The sequence below is a fragment of the Janthinobacterium agaricidamnosum NBRC 102515 = DSM 9628 genome (assembly GCF_000723165.1).
Lineage (GTDB): Bacteria > Pseudomonadota > Gammaproteobacteria > Burkholderiales > Burkholderiaceae_D > Janthinobacterium > Janthinobacterium agaricidamnosum.
In genome coordinates this window covers 3,934,335-3,951,981 of sequence record NZ_HG322949.1, presented here as the reverse complement: position 1 = coordinate 3,951,981, position 17,647 = coordinate 3,934,335, and the positions used below count along the sequence as shown (strand labels likewise).

At 59.3% G+C, this 17,647-nt stretch carries 16 protein-coding genes and 1 pseudogene (1 of these 17 running past the window's edge); 7 read left to right on the top strand and 10 right to left on the bottom strand.

The genetic code is table 11. The annotated features are described in order from the left end of the window. Window positions 1-47: 47 nt before the first annotated feature. The 6 genes from GJA_RS16845 to GJA_RS16820 all read right to left on the bottom strand — a co-directional run bounded on the left by GJA_RS16845 (window position 48) and on the right by GJA_RS16820 (window position 4,694). Window positions 48-1,262 (bottom strand): DUF2325 domain-containing protein, encoded by a 1,215-nt coding sequence (locus GJA_RS16845; protein WP_038494385.1) that lies wholly within the window; start codon window positions 1,260-1,262, stop codon window positions 48-50. 56 nt (window positions 1,263-1,318) lie between these two features. Continuing rightward, window positions 1,319-1,669: a hypothetical protein gene (locus tag GJA_RS16840; protein WP_038494381.1), complete on the bottom strand. Its 351-nt coding sequence runs from the start codon at window positions 1,667-1,669 to the stop codon at window positions 1,319-1,321. 80 nt (window positions 1,670-1,749) lie between these two features. Beyond that, window positions 1,750-1,947 carry a hemin uptake protein HemP gene (gene hemP, locus GJA_RS16835; RefSeq protein WP_038494379.1) on the bottom strand — a complete coding sequence of 66 codons (198 nt, stop codon included), beginning with the start codon at window positions 1,945-1,947 and terminating at the stop codon, window positions 1,750-1,752. 295 nt (window positions 1,948-2,242) lie between these two features. Continuing rightward, window positions 2,243-3,043 (bottom strand): Crp/Fnr family transcriptional regulator, encoded by an 801-nt coding sequence (locus GJA_RS16830; RefSeq protein ID WP_038494377.1) that lies wholly within the window; start codon window positions 3,041-3,043, stop codon window positions 2,243-2,245. Window positions 3,044-3,397: 354 nt separating this feature from the next. Further along, window positions 3,398-4,042 (bottom strand): response regulator, encoded by a 645-nt coding sequence (locus tag GJA_RS16825; RefSeq protein ID WP_038494374.1) that lies wholly within the window; start codon window positions 4,040-4,042, stop codon window positions 3,398-3,400. A gap of 187 nt (window positions 4,043-4,229) precedes the next feature. Further along, entirely contained in the window at window positions 4,230-4,694 is a 465-nt protein-coding gene (locus GJA_RS16820) for a universal stress protein (RefSeq protein ID WP_038494371.1), read from the bottom strand. A 669-nt stretch (window positions 4,695-5,363) separates the two neighbouring features. On the opposite strand from GJA_RS16820, the gene GJA_RS16815 reads away from it, so the two are divergent. The 7 genes from GJA_RS16815 to asd all read left to right on the top strand — a co-directional run bounded on the left by GJA_RS16815 (window position 5,364) and on the right by asd (window position 12,921). Then, window positions 5,364-6,227: a protein phosphatase CheZ gene (locus GJA_RS16815; RefSeq protein ID WP_038494368.1), complete on the top strand. Its 864-nt coding sequence runs from the start codon at window positions 5,364-5,366 to the stop codon at window positions 6,225-6,227. After that, complete coding sequence (locus tag GJA_RS16810) at window positions 6,227-8,083, top strand: chemotaxis protein CheA (RefSeq protein ID WP_038494365.1); 1,857 nt, start codon at window positions 6,227-6,229, stop codon at window positions 8,081-8,083. The genes GJA_RS16815 and GJA_RS16810 overlap by 1 nt, the downstream gene beginning before the upstream one ends. Window positions 8,084-8,320: 237 nt before the next feature. Then, complete coding sequence (gene leuC, locus GJA_RS16805; protein ID WP_038500173.1) at window positions 8,321-9,724, top strand: 3-isopropylmalate dehydratase large subunit; 1,404 nt, start codon at window positions 8,321-8,323, stop codon at window positions 9,722-9,724. Window positions 9,725-9,826: 102 nt separating this feature from the next. Next, window positions 9,827-9,949, top strand: coding sequence for an entericidin A/B family lipoprotein (locus GJA_RS26845; protein WP_081905644.1), 123 nt, complete (start codon window positions 9,827-9,829; stop codon window positions 9,947-9,949). A 51-nt stretch (window positions 9,950-10,000) separates the two neighbouring features. Continuing rightward, window positions 10,001-10,648: a 3-isopropylmalate dehydratase small subunit gene (gene leuD / locus GJA_RS16800; protein WP_038494362.1), complete on the top strand. Its 648-nt coding sequence runs from the start codon at window positions 10,001-10,003 to the stop codon at window positions 10,646-10,648. 18 nt (window positions 10,649-10,666) lie between these two features. Continuing rightward, on the top strand, window positions 10,667-11,737 hold the full coding sequence (gene leuB, locus GJA_RS16795; RefSeq protein ID WP_038494359.1) for a 3-isopropylmalate dehydrogenase: 1,071 nt from the start codon (window positions 10,667-10,669) through the stop codon (window positions 11,735-11,737). A 56-nt stretch (window positions 11,738-11,793) separates the two neighbouring features. Then, window positions 11,794-12,921: an aspartate-semialdehyde dehydrogenase gene (asd, locus tag GJA_RS16790; protein WP_081905461.1), complete on the top strand. Its 1,128-nt coding sequence runs from the start codon at window positions 11,794-11,796 to the stop codon at window positions 12,919-12,921. 87 nt (window positions 12,922-13,008) lie between these two features. Here the strand turns inward: asd and GJA_RS16785 are convergent, their stop codons facing one another. The 4 genes and pseudogenes from GJA_RS16785 to GJA_RS28725 form a co-directional block, all read right to left on the bottom strand. Next, window positions 13,009-15,201, bottom strand: a complete 2,193-nt coding sequence (locus GJA_RS16785; RefSeq protein ID WP_081905460.1) for a phospholipase effector Tle1 domain-containing protein — start codon at window positions 15,199-15,201, stop codon at window positions 13,009-13,011. A gap of 6 nt (window positions 15,202-15,207) precedes the next feature. Further along, window positions 15,208-15,666 (bottom strand): DUF3304 domain-containing protein, encoded by a 459-nt coding sequence (locus GJA_RS26840; protein WP_167541129.1) that lies wholly within the window; start codon window positions 15,664-15,666, stop codon window positions 15,208-15,210. Window positions 15,667-15,746: 80 nt separating this feature from the next. Continuing rightward, window positions 15,747-16,664, bottom strand: coding sequence for a DUF4123 domain-containing protein (locus GJA_RS16780; RefSeq protein WP_038494353.1), 918 nt, complete (start codon window positions 16,662-16,664; stop codon window positions 15,747-15,749). Between the two features lie 9 nt (window positions 16,665-16,673). Beyond that, window positions 16,674-17,647, bottom strand: a pseudogene (locus GJA_RS28725) (contractile injection system protein, VgrG/Pvc8 family) (it continues 661 nt past the right edge of the window).

Below are 17,647 nucleotides of genomic sequence, written 5' to 3'. Positions count from 1 at the left end.
TTTTTGTCGGCGCAGGCCACTGTCGCGATATCAGCGACAGCTTGACTTTATGGCAAACTTTCGACGCCTGTTTCCAGCTCGCCAGTCACTTCCTGCAAGCCGCGCTCCAGGCTGGAAATGCTCGGGTTGTCAATGAACACGCAACGCTTGCCGGTGCGCTTGCAATAATCCTTGACCCGCCAATACGCGCTGTGGCTGATGCAGCCGGTCTGGCAAATCACCAGGTCGGCTGCCGCCAGGCTGGAATCGAGCTTGTTGGCATTGTCTTCCAGGCCGCCGTCGTGATGGGCGAACTGGGCGCCGACCCGTTCGATCAGCGCGCGGTAGGTGGCGACGTTGCCGCTGCGTCCGCCGACGCACAAGACGCTCTGGTCGACCAGGCGGATCGGCATTTTCATGCTGCGCACCGGTTCCATCGGGGCGGGCGCGACTGGCGCCAGGGTTTCCGGCGCGCGATGTTGGGCCTGCTTCAATTCGCTAATCTGGGCGCGCAATTCGCGCTCGCGCTCATCCATCTGGGCCAGCCGTTCGACCAGCCGGCTGCGCGATTCCAGGTCGGGCACCGAGGCTTGCAATTGCGCCAGTTCGGCGCGCAAGCCGTCGATCACGCTATCCTTGCCGATCGACAGTGACCGTGCTTGCATCAGCAACACTTCCTGGCGTTCGGTGTCGGCGGCCTTTTCCAGCTGCAGCGCGTTGTTGCGTTGTTGCAGCTTGGCCAGTTCGCGGTTCAGATGGGCGTTTTCTTCGACCAGCGCATTAAATTTGCCCATGTCGGCGCGTACGCAGGCACCGGCCTGGTGCTGGATCATGTGCAGGTCGCGGCACATTTGTTCTTCCAGGTCGGGGTCGCAGCGCGGGTGGGTCAAGCCGGCCCAGAAGGCGCCGGCGACATCGCCGTTGGAGACCGCGCCGTGCCACAGTTCGGCCACCTGGGCGGTGGTTTTAGCTGCGCGGAAACGCAGGATGACCGGCGCGTAACGGCGCTCCAATTCTTTTTGCAACGCTTCGGACAGGCGGTTGCGCACGCCGCATTCGGTGACGGCGCCGACGTGGACTTCGTAATCGTCGGCCAGCACGCGGCCACCGGTCATCTTGCCGACCAGTTTGCGCAAGTAGCCCAGCGGCAAGCCGACACCGACCAGCGGGCAATGGCAGGTATGCGACAGTTCCCACAAGCGCCGTCGGCGCGAGGTCAGCGCGGCGGGTTCGGTGTCGGTGGTGCAATTACTGATGACGGGAAGCTTGTCTTTGTCACACATGGTCGTGGTTCCTGTTCGAGTTACGCTGGCTGGGCTGGGGAAAATGAAAGCAAGGGTTACAACAATGCCGCCGGGATAGCGCTGGTCTTGTCCGCTTTGGCGGCGGACATGATGCGGCTGAGGAAAGAGCTTTTGGGCGCTTGCGGCATGTCGCGTTCGACGATGCCGGCCCATTGTTCCGACAGTTGCTGGCAAGTGGCTTGCAGTACCGGTCCCAGGTCGGGCAGGCCGGCCAGCGCCTTCAAGTGGCGCTCGATGACCGAGGCAAGTTTCAGGCAGGCGCCGCTGTCGGCGTTGCGTGCGGTGTAATGCGACATCAGGTGCAACACGGCGGACAGCATCAGCTCGGGCTGGTTGCCGGCATGGTTCGAGGAAAGAAATATCGGGTCGATACGGTCGGTTGCCATCAAACGCTCCTGTCGGTGAGTTGCTGGCTACCGTGCACTGGAGACGACGGATGGCTTGCGGGTGTGGTCCTGAGACGTTCTCAGGCGGTCAAGATCAGCTTGTTCAACTGGGTCACGCGCAAACGGTAGATTTTTCCGCCATGCTCGATTTCCACTTCACGGCGTTCCTGCAACAGCGCCGCGCTGGTGATGCGGTGCGGTTGTTGTGGCGCGGCAGCAATAGCGTGCGCATGGACGGGAAGGGTGTCGCTGGCCGGGGTTGGCTTGGAGGTTTGCATTTCCGCTTTCTTTTTGTCTTAGTTGAGAATGATTCGTATTTGCATTATTGTTGAATGCGGCGCTGAATGCAAGCCCTATTTGCATGAAAACCATGCTTTTTTATCGGTGCGGGAATGTGGTGGCGGCAGGCCCGCGCGATGCAGCAAAGCGAAGCAGGCGCCAGCGTGGCTGGCGGCCAGGCGGCCAGGCGGCGTGGAGGGGAACGACAAGAACGGCAACGACAAAAAAGGCCCGTACCAGAAAAACTGGCCGGGCCGAAGCTGGGACTAACTCGGTTGATGCAGGGGACGCGGCTTAGATGGTGGCGAGCAATTGCGCCGGCACGGCTGGTTCGGCGCCGGTTTTCAATTTGGCGGCGGCCAGTTGCTTGGCACGCGAACGCGATGGCGGCAGGCGGCGCAGGGTTTTCAGCGCTTCCGGATCCTTGATGCCGATGGTGCGCTGGTCGACGCTGATCAGGCCAATTTCATTGAAGGCGGACAGCGTGCGGCTGACGGTTTCCAGCGTCAGGCCCAGGTAGCTGCCGATTTCGTGGCGCGTCATGCGCAGGTTGAACAATTTGCTGGAATAACCCATTTGCGCAAAACGCTCGGCCAGCGACACCAGGAAACGCGCCACGCGGGCTTCGGCGCTGAGCGCGCCCAGCATGCCGATCATCGCCTGTTCGCGCACCAGTTCGCGGCTCATGACGCCATACATCATGTTTTCGAGTTCCAGGTGGATGCGGCCCAGCGCCGTCAGTTTTTTGAACGGCAGCAAGATCAGGTCGCAGTCGGACAAGGCCACCGCTTCCGACGAGTAGTGGCGCGAGTGGATGCCGTCGACGCCGAGCATGTCGCCCTTCATCGGGAAGCTCAGTACTTGTTCGTTGCCGAATTCGTCGATCAGCACGGTTTTCAGGAAACCGGAGTTGACGATATACAGGGTGTCGAAAGGCTGGCCGATGGTGTGCACACGCTGCCCGGTCTTGAACTGCACATGCTGGAACAATAATTCATCGGCGGCGATGGTGCATGCGGCCGATATGTGCAGCAAATCGCAGACTTCCTTCAAGTTGGACCAGAGCCGCCCTTGTCGCTGGCGGCCGGCTTCCATGGAAGAAGTTGGCACCGCTGGCGACGATGTGGGACGGATTTCAGGCGTTTGCGTTGACAGCATGCTCATCTCCTGGTGACAGGTACATCAAAGTTCGGATAATTGGAAAAGGATCGGGCTTGATTCCGGCAAGCCTGCGTCCGGGTATCGGATCACTGGCTTGCCTACGGGGTTGGCCCGATTCGCTGATGACTTGCTGTGGGTTGATATAACTTGCCAGCAACTTGATTAGCTGGTTTCAGTATGCCAACAGAAGTGCATGATTGATATCAGCGGGCGCTGAATATGGCAGTAGGAGATGGCGCGCTGACGTTAGGATTGTTCCTACACTGGCAGCGCTGGACGGCGCTTGTTTCAAGTCTTGAAGGGGGATAGCAGGCGGTGCGCGACGGCGTACTGCACCATTTCGGATAGCGAGCTCATGCCCATCTTTTGCATGATGCGGGTTTTATGCGTGCTGACGGTCTTGACGCTCAGATGCAGGTTGTTGGCGATTTCGGTAATCGACTTGCCGGCCACTAGCAATGAAAATACTTCGAATTCGCGGTCGGACAGTTGTTTGTGGAGCAGGCTTTCATTCGGCATCATGATGTTGAGCACCAATTGCTCGGCCACTTCGGCGCTGATGTAGGGCCGGCCCGAGGCCACTTTGCGGATCGCGCCGACCAGCTGGGTGCCGGCGCTTTCCTTGGTCAGATAGCCCTGGGCGCCGGCGCGGATCGCGCGCACCGCGTATTGTTCTTCTTCATGCATGGTCAGGATCAGGATCGCCAGTTTGGGCGCTTCGATCTTGATCTGGCGGATCAGGTCGACGCCGCTGCGGCCGGGCATCGACAGGTCGAGCAGCAGCAGGTCGAAACCGCCCTGGCGCACCTGGGTCAGCACTTCGAAGCCGTCGATCGCTTCGCCCACGATGTCGATATCCGGCGCGCCGTCGAGTATGCGCTTCAAGCCTTCGCGCATGATGGTGTGGTCGTCGGCAATCACAATTCTAATCATAGGTATTCAATGGGTACTGGTGTGTTATCGGAAAAGTTGAATCTTGGGGCCATGCTTCGGCCATACTACTATAGATTTTACATGTTTTTGCTTTTTTCTTAACATTTTGTCCATGGATGAGATCGTTTTAACGGCAAGGCGAGCCCCTCCCGGCCAGCCGGACCGGGGCATCGGCCGCTAGCGGCGCTCAGGCAGCCGGTTCCTTGATCAGGCGGTGCACCAGTACCGGTATCTTCGAATGGGACAAGACCTTGTTGGTGACGCTGCCCAGCAATAACTGGCCCCATCCGCTGCGTCCGTGCGAGCCCATGAAAATCAGGTCGCAGCCTTGCTGTTCGGCGATGTCGACGATTTTCAAGGCGGTGGTGTCGGAAAATGCCGTGATGCCGTGGCAACTGATGCCGCGTTTGGCACAGGCGTCGAGTACCGCCTGCAAGTGTTCGCCACCAGCCTTGGTCATGGCGATACGGTATTCCTCTTCGCTGGGATAGCTGGGGGGAATAATTTCTATGTAGACAGGATATTGATATTCCTGCGCCACATACAGGGCCAGTACTTCGGCGTGCATCTGTTCGGCGAACGCCACGCCGGCGCACGCGGTTTTGCTGGAAACGGCCGAACCATCGGTGGTGATCAGAATTTTCTTATACATGGCATTTCCTTTTTCAAGGTGACCAGTGGAACAGTGTCGCCGGCTATTGCGTCTCGGCATGCCGTCTCGACGTCTCGCCTTGGCGTCTCGTCTCTCCGCGGGTCGCCGCTGTCTCCTGTTCATTGTAGGCGTGATTACGACTATTGTTTAGATGTAAAGACTTGATGTTGATCAATAGGATCGTAATTTAAGTATAGACAAGTTGGGAAAAAATGCATGTCCCGTTGCCAGCCGCCGCCGCTGTTGCAAATCGCAGCCGGATTTGCGGCCCAGTCCGCATCCCGGCCGCGCGCCGGGTGCTACTATTTTGAAATACAACAGAAAAGTAGATCATTTCTGTGCGGAAAAACAAATTACCGTCAAGCTTAGCCCGGAGAAAAGCGTTTTCAGATTTACCAACCTGCCAACGCCCTGCTACACTCGCATAATCGCAGCGGTATTGCTTTAAATCATCTTACTAGAGTCTATAACAATATGTTCCAGACAATGCGGCGCCAGTATGCCGTGGACGTTTTGGTAATCACTCTGATTCGAGAATTTCAGGTACCAGTCTGTAACATGCACAGTTGAGAATGCCGGGCAATATGTGGGCGAGGCGTCAGCGCGCCAGCGACGTCGGGTGCGGCATTCTGAGGCGAGAATTTGACCAATTATGGAGAAGCAGGGACTATGACCAACGCCGCTGATGATTTCGATGCATTATTCGATGAAGTATCCGCGCAACGTACCGCTGCACCAGAGGCGGCACCGGTGAAGGCCCCGCCAGCGGCCGCGGCTGCCGCCGATGAAGATGATTTCGACGCCTTGTTCGAGTCCGTGTCCGCCGCCGCCGCGCCGGCTGGCGCCGTGGCTGCTGGATCCGCGCCCGCGTCCGCGCCTGCCGAGTCTGCCGACCAAGCCACCGCCGCCTTTCTGGAAGGCGACATCGATCCCGCCGACAAGCCGATGTTTGAACGCCTGGGCGGCATCGTGCGCCTGCTGCACGATTCGCTGCGCGAACTGGGCTACGACAAGGCGCTGACCGAAGCGTCGTCGCAAATCGTCGACGCCCAGGACCGCCTGGAATATGTCGCTTCGCTGACCGAACAAGCCGCCAACAAGGTGCTCAACACGCTGGACGAAGGCATGCCGGCGCAAGATGTGCTGTCGAAAAAAGCCAAGGACATGGATCAGCGCTGGGCCGCACTGTTCGACGGCAAGCTGAGCCTGGAGGAATTCAAGGCGCTGGCCGGCGATTCGCGCCAGTTCGCGCAAACCGTCTCCGAAGCGACCGAAGCGGAAAAAGCCCGCTTGCTGGAAATCATGATGGCGCAAGACTTCCAGGACATCACCGGTCAATTGATCAAAAAGGTGGTGAACATCACCAAGACCGTTGAAAATGAGCTGGCTCAGTTGCTGCGCGACAATGCTCCGGCCGAAGTACGCGAAAAACTGGCGCAAAAACCGGCGCCGCTGATGCAGGGCCCATCCGTGCCATCCGTGGCGCTGGACCAGGATAATGTTGACGACCTTCTTGCCGATCTGGGATTCTAATGGACGATATGCTCAAGGATTTTGTCGTCGAGGCGATGGATCTTGCGGTTAATGTTGAAGAACACTTATTACGTCTGGAGCGCGATCCGGACAATAAAGAAACACTGAACGCGGTCTTCCGCTCCTTCCACACCATCAAGGGCGGCGCCGGTTTCATGAACTTGCCGGCCCTGGTGGCGGCCTGCCATCTGACCGAAAACCTGTTCGACGCCTTGCGTACCGGCGCCGCGCCGGTGACGCCGATCGCGATCGAGGCGGCGTTGCAGGCGTCCGGCTTCGTGGCCGACCAACTGACCGAACTGGCCAATGGCGCCGCGCCGGAAAGCTTGCCGGCCATGCCGGAAGAGCTCGAAGTGATCCTGACCGACGCCATCGAAGGCAAGACCGGTGAAGCCGCCGCGCCTGCCGTGGCTGCGCCGGTGGCGCAGCCGGTTGCCGCCGCAGCGGCCCAGCCGCTGGCCAGCGACGATGGCCTGGACTGGGAAGCGATGTATGTCGCGGTGACCCCGCCGGGCACCCACGTGGCCGCCGTGGCGGCCGCGCCAACGGCCGCGCCAGTTGCGCCTGCAGCCGTTGCGGTTGCCGCCGCGCCGGCGCCAGCCGCCGCCAAGCCTGCCGCCAAAAACTGGGATGGCGTCGACCGCCGCGAAGAACGGCCGAACAGCGCGCCGGTCAAGGAAGACAGCATCCGCGTCGACGCGGTGAAACTGGACGCCTTGCTGGAAGTGGCCGGTGAATCGGTGCAGGCCGCCAACCAGGCCGCCGTGCTGCTGGAGCGCTTGCTGCAATTCAAATTCGAAGGCCAGGCCGCGACGCTGATGGCGACGCTGGCGGAAACGCTGGAACGGGCCTCGCGTTACTCGACCGAATTGCAGCGCGCCACGCTGGCGACGCGGATGCAGCCGGTCGGCCGCCTGTTCCAGAAATTCCCGCGCCTGGTGCGCGAACTGGCGAAAGACCTGGGCAAGGATGTCGAGCTGACCATCGAAGGCGCGGAAACCGAAGTCGACCGCGTGGTGGTGGACAGCTTGTACGATCCGCTGGTGCACATGTTGCGCAACGCGCTCGATCACGGCGTCGAATCGCCGGAAGAGCGTTTGGCGGCCGGCAAGTCGACCAAATCCTATATTTCGCTGAAGGCGTGGCAGGAAGCCAATAGCGTGATGATCGTGCTGCAAGACGATGGCAAGGGCATGGACCCGGCCAAGTTGCGCAAAAAGGCGTTTGAAAAGGGCTTGATCAGCGAAAACGCGCAATTGAGCAACGACGAATGTTTCCAGCTGGTGTTCTTGCCGGGCTTTTCGACCAAGGATGTCGCCTCCAGCGTCTCCGGCCGCGGAGTCGGCATGGACGTGGTCAAGACCGCGGTCGAGAAAAACCGCGGCGCGATCCACATCGATTCGGCGCTCGGTTCCGGCACCAGGTTCGCGATCCGCTTGCCGATCGAATTGTCGATCGTGCCGACCATGCTGGTATCGACCTCCGGCGCCGCGCTGGCCTTGCCGATGGCGGTGGTGCAGCGCGTCGTCGAATTGCCGGAAACCTTCATGGAAGTGGGCGGCGCGCCGGTCTTGAAGGATCAGGGCCGTCCATTGCCGGTGCGGTCGCTGGCCGGCGCGCTGGGCTACGAGGCATGCAGCGAGCGGGTCGGTATTGTCGTGGCGGCGCCACAGCCGTACATCCTCGCCGTGGAAGCGGTCGACGGCACCGCCGACCTGGTCATCAAGCCGATGACGGCGATCGCGGTCGATGGCATTACCGGTACCGCCCGTTCGGCGGAAGGCGAACTGGTGCTGGTGGTCGGCCTATCGTTCCTGATGGATGGTTGCAGGGGAAGTGTACGCATGGCTGCCTAGTGTTGAAACACTGGCATCACACCAAAAGCCTGCGTATATGCAGGCTTTTTTTTCGGCCCGGCCGCCAGCGATGTGTTGGCGGCCGGAATCACCTGGTTAGCAATGTTTTACCCGGATGGCGCAGTAAAACCGAATTTCCTCTTGTTTCATCGACTTGGGGCTATGTTTGGTTCTGCCTTGCACAAATATGGCATAATCATTGCGGACTACTCATTACAAGCTTTGGCAACGGAAATCATGATGAAGACGCTTTACGACAAACTTTGGGAATCCCACGTTGTTCGGGCCGAAGATGATGGCACGACAATTTTGTATATCGACCGGCACCTGGTGCATGAAGTGACCAGCCCGCAGGCGTTCGACGGCTTGCGCGAAGCGGGACGCCAACCGTGGCGCATTTCCGCCAACCTGGCGGTGGCCGACCACAATGTGCCGACCACCAGCCGCGCCGACGGCATCGCCGATCCGGTATCGCGCTTGCAGGTCGAGACGCTGGACAAGAACGCCAAGAACTACGGCTTGACGTATTTCAACATGAACGACAAGCGCCAGGGCATCGTGCACGTGATCGGGCCGGAGCAGGGCGCGACGCTGCCGGGCATGACGGTGGTGTGCGGCGATTCGCATACTTCGACCCACGGCGCGTTCGGCTGCCTGGCGCACGGCATCGGCACCTCCGAAGTGGAACATGTGCTGGCTACCCAGACCTTGCTGGCGAAAAAATCGAAATCGATGCTGGTGCAGGTCGACGGCGCCATGCCGGCCGGCGTCACCGCCAAGGATATCGTGCTGGCCGTGATCGGCAAGATCGGCACCGCCGGCGGCACCGGTTACGCGATCGAATTCGGCGGTTCGACGATACGCGCATTGTCGATGGAAGGCCGCATGACGGTCTGTAACATGGCGATCGAGGCCGGCGCGCGCGCCGGCATGATCGCCGTCGACGACACCACCATCAATTATGTCAAGGGTCGTCCGTTTTCGCCGGCCGGCCCGCACTGGGAGCGCGCCGTGTCGTACTGGCGCACGCTGCATTCCGATCCGGGCGCGCGGTTCGACCTGGTGGTGACCTTGAACGCGGCCGAGATCCAGCCGCAAGTGACGTGGGGCACGTCGCCTGAAATGGTGGTCGGCATCAATGGCCGGGTGCCCGATCCGGACCATGAAAAGGACGCCGTGCGCCGCGATGCGATGGAAAAGGCGCTGGTCTACATGGCCTTGAAGCCGAATACGCCGATCGAGGACATCCGCATCGACAAGGTGTTCATCGGTTCCTGCACCAACTCGCGCATCGAAGACTTGCGCGCGGCGGCGGCGGTGGTGCGCGGCAAGTACCGCGCATCCAACGTGACGCTGGCGATGGTGGTGCCGGGTTCCGGTCTCGTCAAGGACCAGGCCGAGCGCGAAGGCCTGGACCAGATTTTCAAGGCCGCCGGTTTCGAGTGGCGCGAACCTGGCTGCTCGATGTGCCTGGCGATGAACGCCGACCGGCTGGAACCGGGCGAGCGCTGTGCGTCCACCTCGAACCGCAACTTCGAAGGACGCCAGGGGCAGGGCGGCCGCACCCATCTGGTGTCGCCGGCAATGGCGGCGGCGGCGGGCATCGCCGGCCACTTTGTGGATGTGCGCGGCTTGCGATGAGTGTTGCTGGCGTAAAATAAAGCAAGGGCGCAACATTGTTGCGCGTTACTTGTCCAAATGAAAACGCCGGACCTCAAGCATACGACACAACGAGAATACAATATGAAAAAAATACTAGCCCTAAGCATCGCAGCCCTGATCCTGAGCGGATGCAACACCGTCTCCGGCATCGGCAAGGACGTTCAAAAGGTCGGCCAGGTGGTGCAAAGCGCCGGCGGCAAATAAACCCATGATGCGGCGAGCCTGAGGTTCGCGCATCGACATTGCAGAGTTATCGTGGACAAATTTATCATTTACGAAGGGCTGGTAGCCCCGCTCGACCGGGCCAACGTCGATACCGACGCCATCATCCCGAAGCAATTCCTGAAATCGATCCACCGCAGCGGCTTCGGTCCGAACCTGTTCGACGAATGGCGTTACCTGGATCACGGCGAACCGGGCCAGGACAATAGCCGCCGTCCGCTGAACCCGGACTTCGTGCTGAACGAGGCGCGTTACCAGGGCGCGTCGATCTTGCTGACCCGTAAAAACTTCGGCTGCGGCTCGTCGCGCGAACATGCGCCGTGGGCGCTGGATCAGTATGGCTTCCGCGCGATCATCGCGCCGAGCTTCGCCGATATCTTCTTCAATAATTGCTACAAAAACGGCTTGTTGCCGATCGTCTTGTCGGAATCCCAGATCGATCACCTGTTTAATGAAGTCAAGGCCTTCCCCGGTTACAAGCTGGTGGTCGATCTTGAGCAACAGCGTGTGGCGACCAGCAATGGCTCAGTGGCATATCCGTTCGAGATTGACGCCTTCCGCAAATATTGCCTGATGAATGGCCTGGACGATATCGGCCTGACGCTGCGCCACGCCGACGCGATCCACGCTTTCGAAGAGCGCCATCTGGCCACGCAACCGTGGTTGGCCAACGTCATTTAATTTACCAGATCGAAGAACATGAAAATTGCAATCTTGCCGGGTGATGGCATCGGCCCGGAAATCGTCACCCAAGCCGTCAAAGTATTGAATGTACTGGGCGAACAGTTTGAACTGGAAACCGCTCCCGTCGGCGGCGCCGGTTATGCGGCCCACGGCCATCCATTGCCGGAAGCTACCTTGGCGCTGGCCAAGGCGGCCGACGCGGTGCTGTTCGGCGCCGTCGGCGATTATCAGTACGACAATCTGGAGCGCTCCTTGCGCCCGGAACAGGCGATCCTCGGCTTGCGCAAGAACCTGGGCCTGTTCGCCAACCTGCGTCCGGCGATCCTGTATCCGGAACTGGCGGGCGCCTCGACGCTGAAACCGGAAGTCGTCTCCGGTCTGGATATCCTGATCATCCGTGAATTGACCGGCGACATTTATTTCGGCCAGCCGCGCGGCGTGCGCGAGTGCCCGGACGGTCCGTTCAAGGGCCAGCGCGAAGGTTACGACACCATGCGCTACGCGGAAGGTGAAATCCGCCGCATCGCCCATGTGGCGTTCCAGGCCGCGCAAAAGCGCGACAAGCGCCTGACCAGCGTCGACAAGGCGAATGTGCTGGAAACCTTCCAGTTCTGGAAAGACATCGTCATCGACGTGCACAAGGAATATCCGGACGTGGCGCTGGACCATATGTATGTCGACAATGCCGCGATGCAACTGGTACGGGCGCCAAAGAAATTCGATGTCATGGTGACAGGCAATATGTTTGGCGATATCCTGTCCGATGCGGCGGCCATGCTGACCGGTTCGATCGGCATGCTGCCATCGGCGTCGCTGGACGCCAACAACAAGGGCTTGTACGAACCGTCGCACGGTTCGGCGCCGGATATCGCGGGCAAGGGCATCGCCAATCCGCTGGCGACGATCTTGTCGGCGGCGATGATGTTGCGCTACTCGCTGAACCGGGCCGAGCAAGCCGACCGGGTCGAAACGGCGGTCAAGAAAGTCTTGTCGCAAGGCTATCGCACGGCCGATATTTACGAAGCCGGCACTACCCGCGTCAGCACCGGGGAAATGGGCGATGCCGTGGTGAAAGCGCTGGGATAAATTGTAAGACCGAAAATGGCGGCGGTATCCGCCTAATGCTCTGTTGAGGAAAAGTGATGAAATTAGTAGGCTTGGTAGGTTGGCGCGGTATGGTCGGTTCGGTCCTGATGCAACGCATGCAGGAAGAGGGCGATTTTGCTCACATTGAACCGGTATTTTTCACTACGTCGAACACCGGCGGTTCCGCACCGTCGATGGCGAAGAATGAAACCATTTTGAAGAGCGCCACCGATATTGCCGAGCTGAAGAAGTGCGAGATCATTATTTCTTGCCAGGGCGGCGACTACACCAGTGAAGTTTTCCCGCAATTGCGCGCGGCTGGCTGGGACGGCTACTGGATCGATGCGGCATCGACCTTGCGCATGGAAAAAGACGCCGTGATCGTGCTCGATCCGGTCAACCTGCACGTCATCAAGGATGCGCTGGGCAAGGGCGTCAAGAACTACATCGGCGGCAATTGCACCGTATCGTGCATGATGATGGGCCTGGGCGGCTTGTTCCAGCACGACTTGATCGACTGGATGACGTCGATGACGTACCAGGCGGCCTCCGGCGGGGGCGCGCAGCACATGCGCGAATTGCTGACCCAGTTCGGCACCATCAACGGTTCCGTCAAGGCCTTGCTCGACAACCCGGCTTCGGCAATTCTTGAAATCGACCGCCAGGTGCTGGCCACCCAGCACGGCTACGCGCCGGACGAAATCAAGCAATTCGGTGCGCCGTTGGCCGGCAACCTGATCCCGTGGATCGACAAGGACCTGGGCAACGGCCAATCCAAGGAAGAATGGAAAGCCGGCGCGGAAACCAACAAGATTCTCGGCCGCGGCGCCGATTTCGGCAGCCAGGCCATCCCGGTCGACGGCTTGTGCGTGCGCATCGGCGCGATGCGCTGCCACTCGCAGGCGCTGACCATCAAGCTGAAAAAAGACGTGCCGCTCGATGAAATCAACGACATCATCGCCAGCAACAACCAGTGGGTCAAACTGGTGCCGAACACCCGCGAAGCGTCGGTGCGCGACCTGTCGCCGGCCGCCGTCACCGGCAGCCTGACGATCCCGGTCGGCCGGGTGCGCAAGATGAGCATGGGCGGCGAATACCTGTCGGCCTTCACCGTCGGCGACCAATTGCTGTGGGGCGCGGCCGAACCGCTGCGCCGCATGCTGCGGATTTTGCTGGACGCCTGATAGACTACAGTACGAACTTGCTGGTGACAACGCCGGCGCGGCCCAGTGGGCGGCGCCGGCGTTTCTTATTGCTCATGACCGTTTTACTTATGCCACCGCCCGGGATTTGTCGGCCCTTATAGCTTGCTGGACAAGATAGATGTTTTCTTCCCGCCGCGCTTGCGCAATGTCTTCCCGTAAATTGTCGCTCCAGACCAGTTCGCAGGGCGCTTCTTCGGGGGCCTGCTTTTTGGTATTCCTGCTGAGCGGCTGGCGTTCCAGATCGTTTTCATGCACGCTTTTGCGAAAGAAGCCGCTTTGCGGGTAATAGCCACGGCGCAAGATATACCCGCCGCCTTCACGGCGTGTCGCTGTTTGCGTGGTGATCATCGGGCTGCGCATGTCGGCGCTGTCGGCATCGGTGCGGATAGGATAGGGGGTACCCGATTCGGCTTCCTTGACCAGGGCATCTTCTTCAGGCGTCAATGGCTCGCCGTTGTTTTGTTTGGCTTGTGCCGCCTCGGTCTGGCGGTTGAGGTCATACACACGCTTGTAAAACCGGTTGAGCTTTTCTGGTTTTTCCTGCCTGAGCGCGGCAATCCTGGCGCGCTTGTCGTATTCGGTCACTTCGCCGGCCATGTAAAAGCCGGCGATGGAATCGTGCACATAATCGTCGAAAAAACGCATCACTTCCGGCGGCAGCGGCCTGGGCCGGTCGAAAATGACGAGCGCCCAGTTTTCCCAGCTATCCAGGGGCGTGCGGTTTTGGGCCCGGTAAAATTGCCAGTGGTTGATGCGCTGCAAATCCTGGGTTCGGAATGCTTGTCCATCGTCGCCGCTGTCGCGTGCCTGGCGAGTCCTCAGCGCATCCAGGTCGCCCGCCAGCATGCGGTTGGAGTCGCCCAGGTCTTGCTGCTCCTGGGCGCTGGACGCCCTGAAGCTGGCTGTCGTGTTCAGTGACGTCAGGCGGGCGGCGCGCCAGCGGTAATACAGTTGCATGTGTTTCTTCAGCAAACCGCCTTCCGTACCGAGTTGCGCTGTATACGCCTCCCATGCACTGGCGAGTTGCTGATTGACCTGGAAGTCGTCCTGTATCGTTGATTCCAATTCGCTGAACGGTATCAACGGCACGCCGTGCAGGCGCGCCGTTTTGAACATGTGTGCCAGCGGAATTTGCGAGAGCAGCGCCGCTTGCGATCCGCGTCCCTTGCCTTGTTCTCCGGGGCCGTAACCTCCGCCCACGTCGGAATGGACGCCGGGGAAATACATCTCGGTAATGTTGCCTTCCAGCCGGGTAACGGGGAAATTCATGCGCTGTTCATGTGTTGCAATGCAATGCAAGCCGGCCTTGACGCAAGGCGCCAGTGGTTTCAGTAATTCTCCCGCCCAACTCCAGTGGCCGTCGAAGAATGCGCCTGGCATGACGGTCGTCTGCGCCACCGATGCCGAACTGCCTACCGTCGCGACCGTATCGAAGACGCCCAAGAAATTGATACTTGCAGGAATACCCGCAAATGTCTGGTCTTGCCCTGTTGCCGGTTTGAGCAAGTCGGCAAACAACTGGCAAAAGGCCACGGCCTCGGCTGCGCCGCGCGAAAAGCCGAACACCGACAAGGTCAGCGAAGGGATATGCGGCTTCGGCTGCCTGACCATCGCGGCCCGCAGTTTTTCAATATGCGGGGCAAACCAGTCCTGGTGGGTCATGAAACGTTGCCGCTGGCTTGGCGTATCTTGTACCTGTTCGCGGCCGACGGCATTGTCGTAGATGCGGGCCAGGCGGCCGGCTTCATCTGGCTCATAAAGTGGATCATCACCACCAGAAATGGTCCGATGAATTGCATTAATGACCTGTAATATCCCCCATATAATGCGGGCTTGCCCACCTTTTGCAAAAGCTTTACCTTCATCGGACTCGGTCATTTCCCCAATTTCTTTAAAGGGGGTTCCTACACCCGGAATGTAATTGCCAAAATAACCACTTCTTTCCTTTGTCCTGGGGAATGCCAGGTAGAGGCGTGCCACGTTGCTGTGGCTGGCATTCTCAGGTGCGAGTTTGATCTTTGTTATCGGTCCCGGTAATTTGGTTTTAGGATCAATCACTCCTGTACGTTGCCCTCCTTGGTCCCTGTCCAAGTTGTTGTTTGTTCCATCAAAGAATAATCCTATGTGCACTGGAATGCTGCATGGCGCGGTAGCCGTAGACTCTGATACAGATTCAGCGATTTTAGATTGATCGCGTACTGACGGTTTTAAAAAAACGTCGACAGGAAAGGGGGCCTTTTCGGGAGATGGAATAATCATGTTGTATCAATTTTTAGGTTGACTGTTTGTCGGGGGATCAGAAGGAGGGATGGGATGCTTTTTGCTATATCCGGAAGCGTTAGAAACAACTACTCTCACTTCGTCATTTGGAAAGAAATGCATATAAATATCTCCAGGTCGATCGTATTTTTCCACTTCGATGATTTTTTCTTTAACGTTATGCGTATGCCCTTCGGGCATATCCCATCGAACTAGTACTTTCATTCCGGACTGCCATACTCGTGGAATGGATGTGCAGCAAACATTCGCACCGCCCGCTCCCCATCTGGCCATATTGCCCCCTCCTGCTCCATCGACTGATGCAGAATAAATAAAATTGCCGGTATGGTTGACGATGCCTACCTGTGCCGTTGCGGTAGCGCTTGGTTTCTCTTCTTCATGCCGGCCGTGAGCCGCGCAACTGGCAAGGAGTAATAGGGGGGGCAAGTAAGTCAGCCATTTCATATTTTTCTCTTTCATGAAGGAGAGTTATCAAAGAATGCAATACGCAGGGTGCTCAATTCGCTGGCGCGACAGGGGGGAATTCATGTAACTATCCTGGCTTGCCAAAAATCTTTTGGCAGTGTGTCGATCTCCGTCAGATAATTTGCGCCTTGGCGGGTACGCCGCAGCAGGTTCGCCATCGCTGGATGAGCGCTAAAATCATCGGCCAGCATCAAGGCGAGTGCGCTGAAATGCTGGCGTGGTCCGGCCGCTTCGATGCCGCTGGCGCTGGCCAGGGTCAGGTGACGCGCTACCCGGGCATGGCATTCGGCAGGGCTGCTGGAATGAAACAAATCCGGTTGCGTGTCGTGTAGATTGGCGAGTACGGCATCGGCTTCCGCTGCGTCGACCAAGGCTGCAAAAGCCGAGTCGCTCAACGGCAGCTTGTCAAAACCGGCATCGGTCGGCTGGATGTCTCCCGCTCCTTGCCAACTGATCAAACCGCCCTTGCGGCATACCGACCACCAGCGATGTACCGGACTAAGCAAATGGCTGTGCTGGGCTTGCGTCAATGCCGCCAGCAGCGCCGGCAAGATGCGCGTATCGCCCCAACGCACCGGCCATTCGACGGTGTCCGGCGTGATGGCGATCAGGTAGGGGCGCAGGTGTTGCGCCAATGCGGCGACATCGAGTCTGCTGGCGATAATGCTGAGCATCGGCTTGCCTGCGCATATCTCAAACAAACGTTGCAGCCAGGCCGCCTGTTCCTCGTCACCTACAGGTGAGGCCAGCACATGCGGTGATGCATTGCCGAAACTTTGGAGCGACGTTTGTGCATACAGCGATTGGCGCGGCAGGCGGTTCCGATAACGCTCGGTAAAAAATGCTTCATCAAAGGCGCCATCGACCAGCGCCAACAAGTGCAGGGGAGCAGTCTCATCGGTGGTGCGCACTTCCTGCAATTGCTGCGCAATCAGTACCGGACAGTTTGCATCGGGAGTATCAATGGCAAAGTACATGGGATTTCCTCAGGCGGCGCTTGGGGCGACAAATGGACTGCCACTGCGCAAGGCGGCCAATAGGCAAGCTTTGCATACGCTGGTCGGCAGTGCCGGTAGTGGATAATTCACACGCGTCGGTCCGGTAAAAGCCTTCTTGCCAGCATGGATGGTAATCTTGCCCGGACATTGCACCGTGATATTGCCGCCTGCAATCGTGATATTCGCGCCGCCCGCCGTCGACAGGCTGATGCTTTTCGCCGCCGCCCAGTCGATGTGGGCATTGGCGCTGATCACATCGATTTCGTTCCGCGCCTGGATATTCATCACATCGCTTTGCGCCTGCAATTCGATCGGGTTCCTGGCCGCGATCAATTGCAGGCCCACATTGTCGTCGCCGGCCTGGACCGCGCCGCCCAGCACACCGATCGCCTGGCCGGTGTGCACCCGCCATTGGCCGCCGCCGATGAACTGACTGTCCAAGCCGCTCATCAGGGCCACCGTCTCGCCATTGCTCATCTGGATGTTTTGCCCGGCCACCACACCCAATCCCGCCTTGGCCGACAGCGCGATGATCGGGTCCTTGACGTGCGGGACTTCGCTGCCGTCCATGTCATGCATGCCGGATACGCTTGCCAGCAACGCTTTTAACGGCGCCACATTCTCGCTGCAGGCCACCGTCTGATGGATTTTTGCGGCCTTGCCGAAGGTCTCTGCCAGCACCACCGCCTGTTTCAGCAGCGCGATGCCGGGGGTATTGTCGCCGGCCGGATCGCGCCGGGCCGCGCCATGCGTGACCGCATAACTCGACACTAATAAACCGGCGCCGGCACGCACCGCGCCATACGCGTCGGTACGCAATTCGGCGCCGCTGCCGCGCAGGCTGCCGCGGTAATTGTCGGCGCTGTGTATCAAATGGCCCAAATTCAATTCGCTGGCCGCCTGGCTGCTTTTCAACTGGATCCGGCCTTGCTGGTCGGTATCGTCGAACAGCAGCTGGTTGT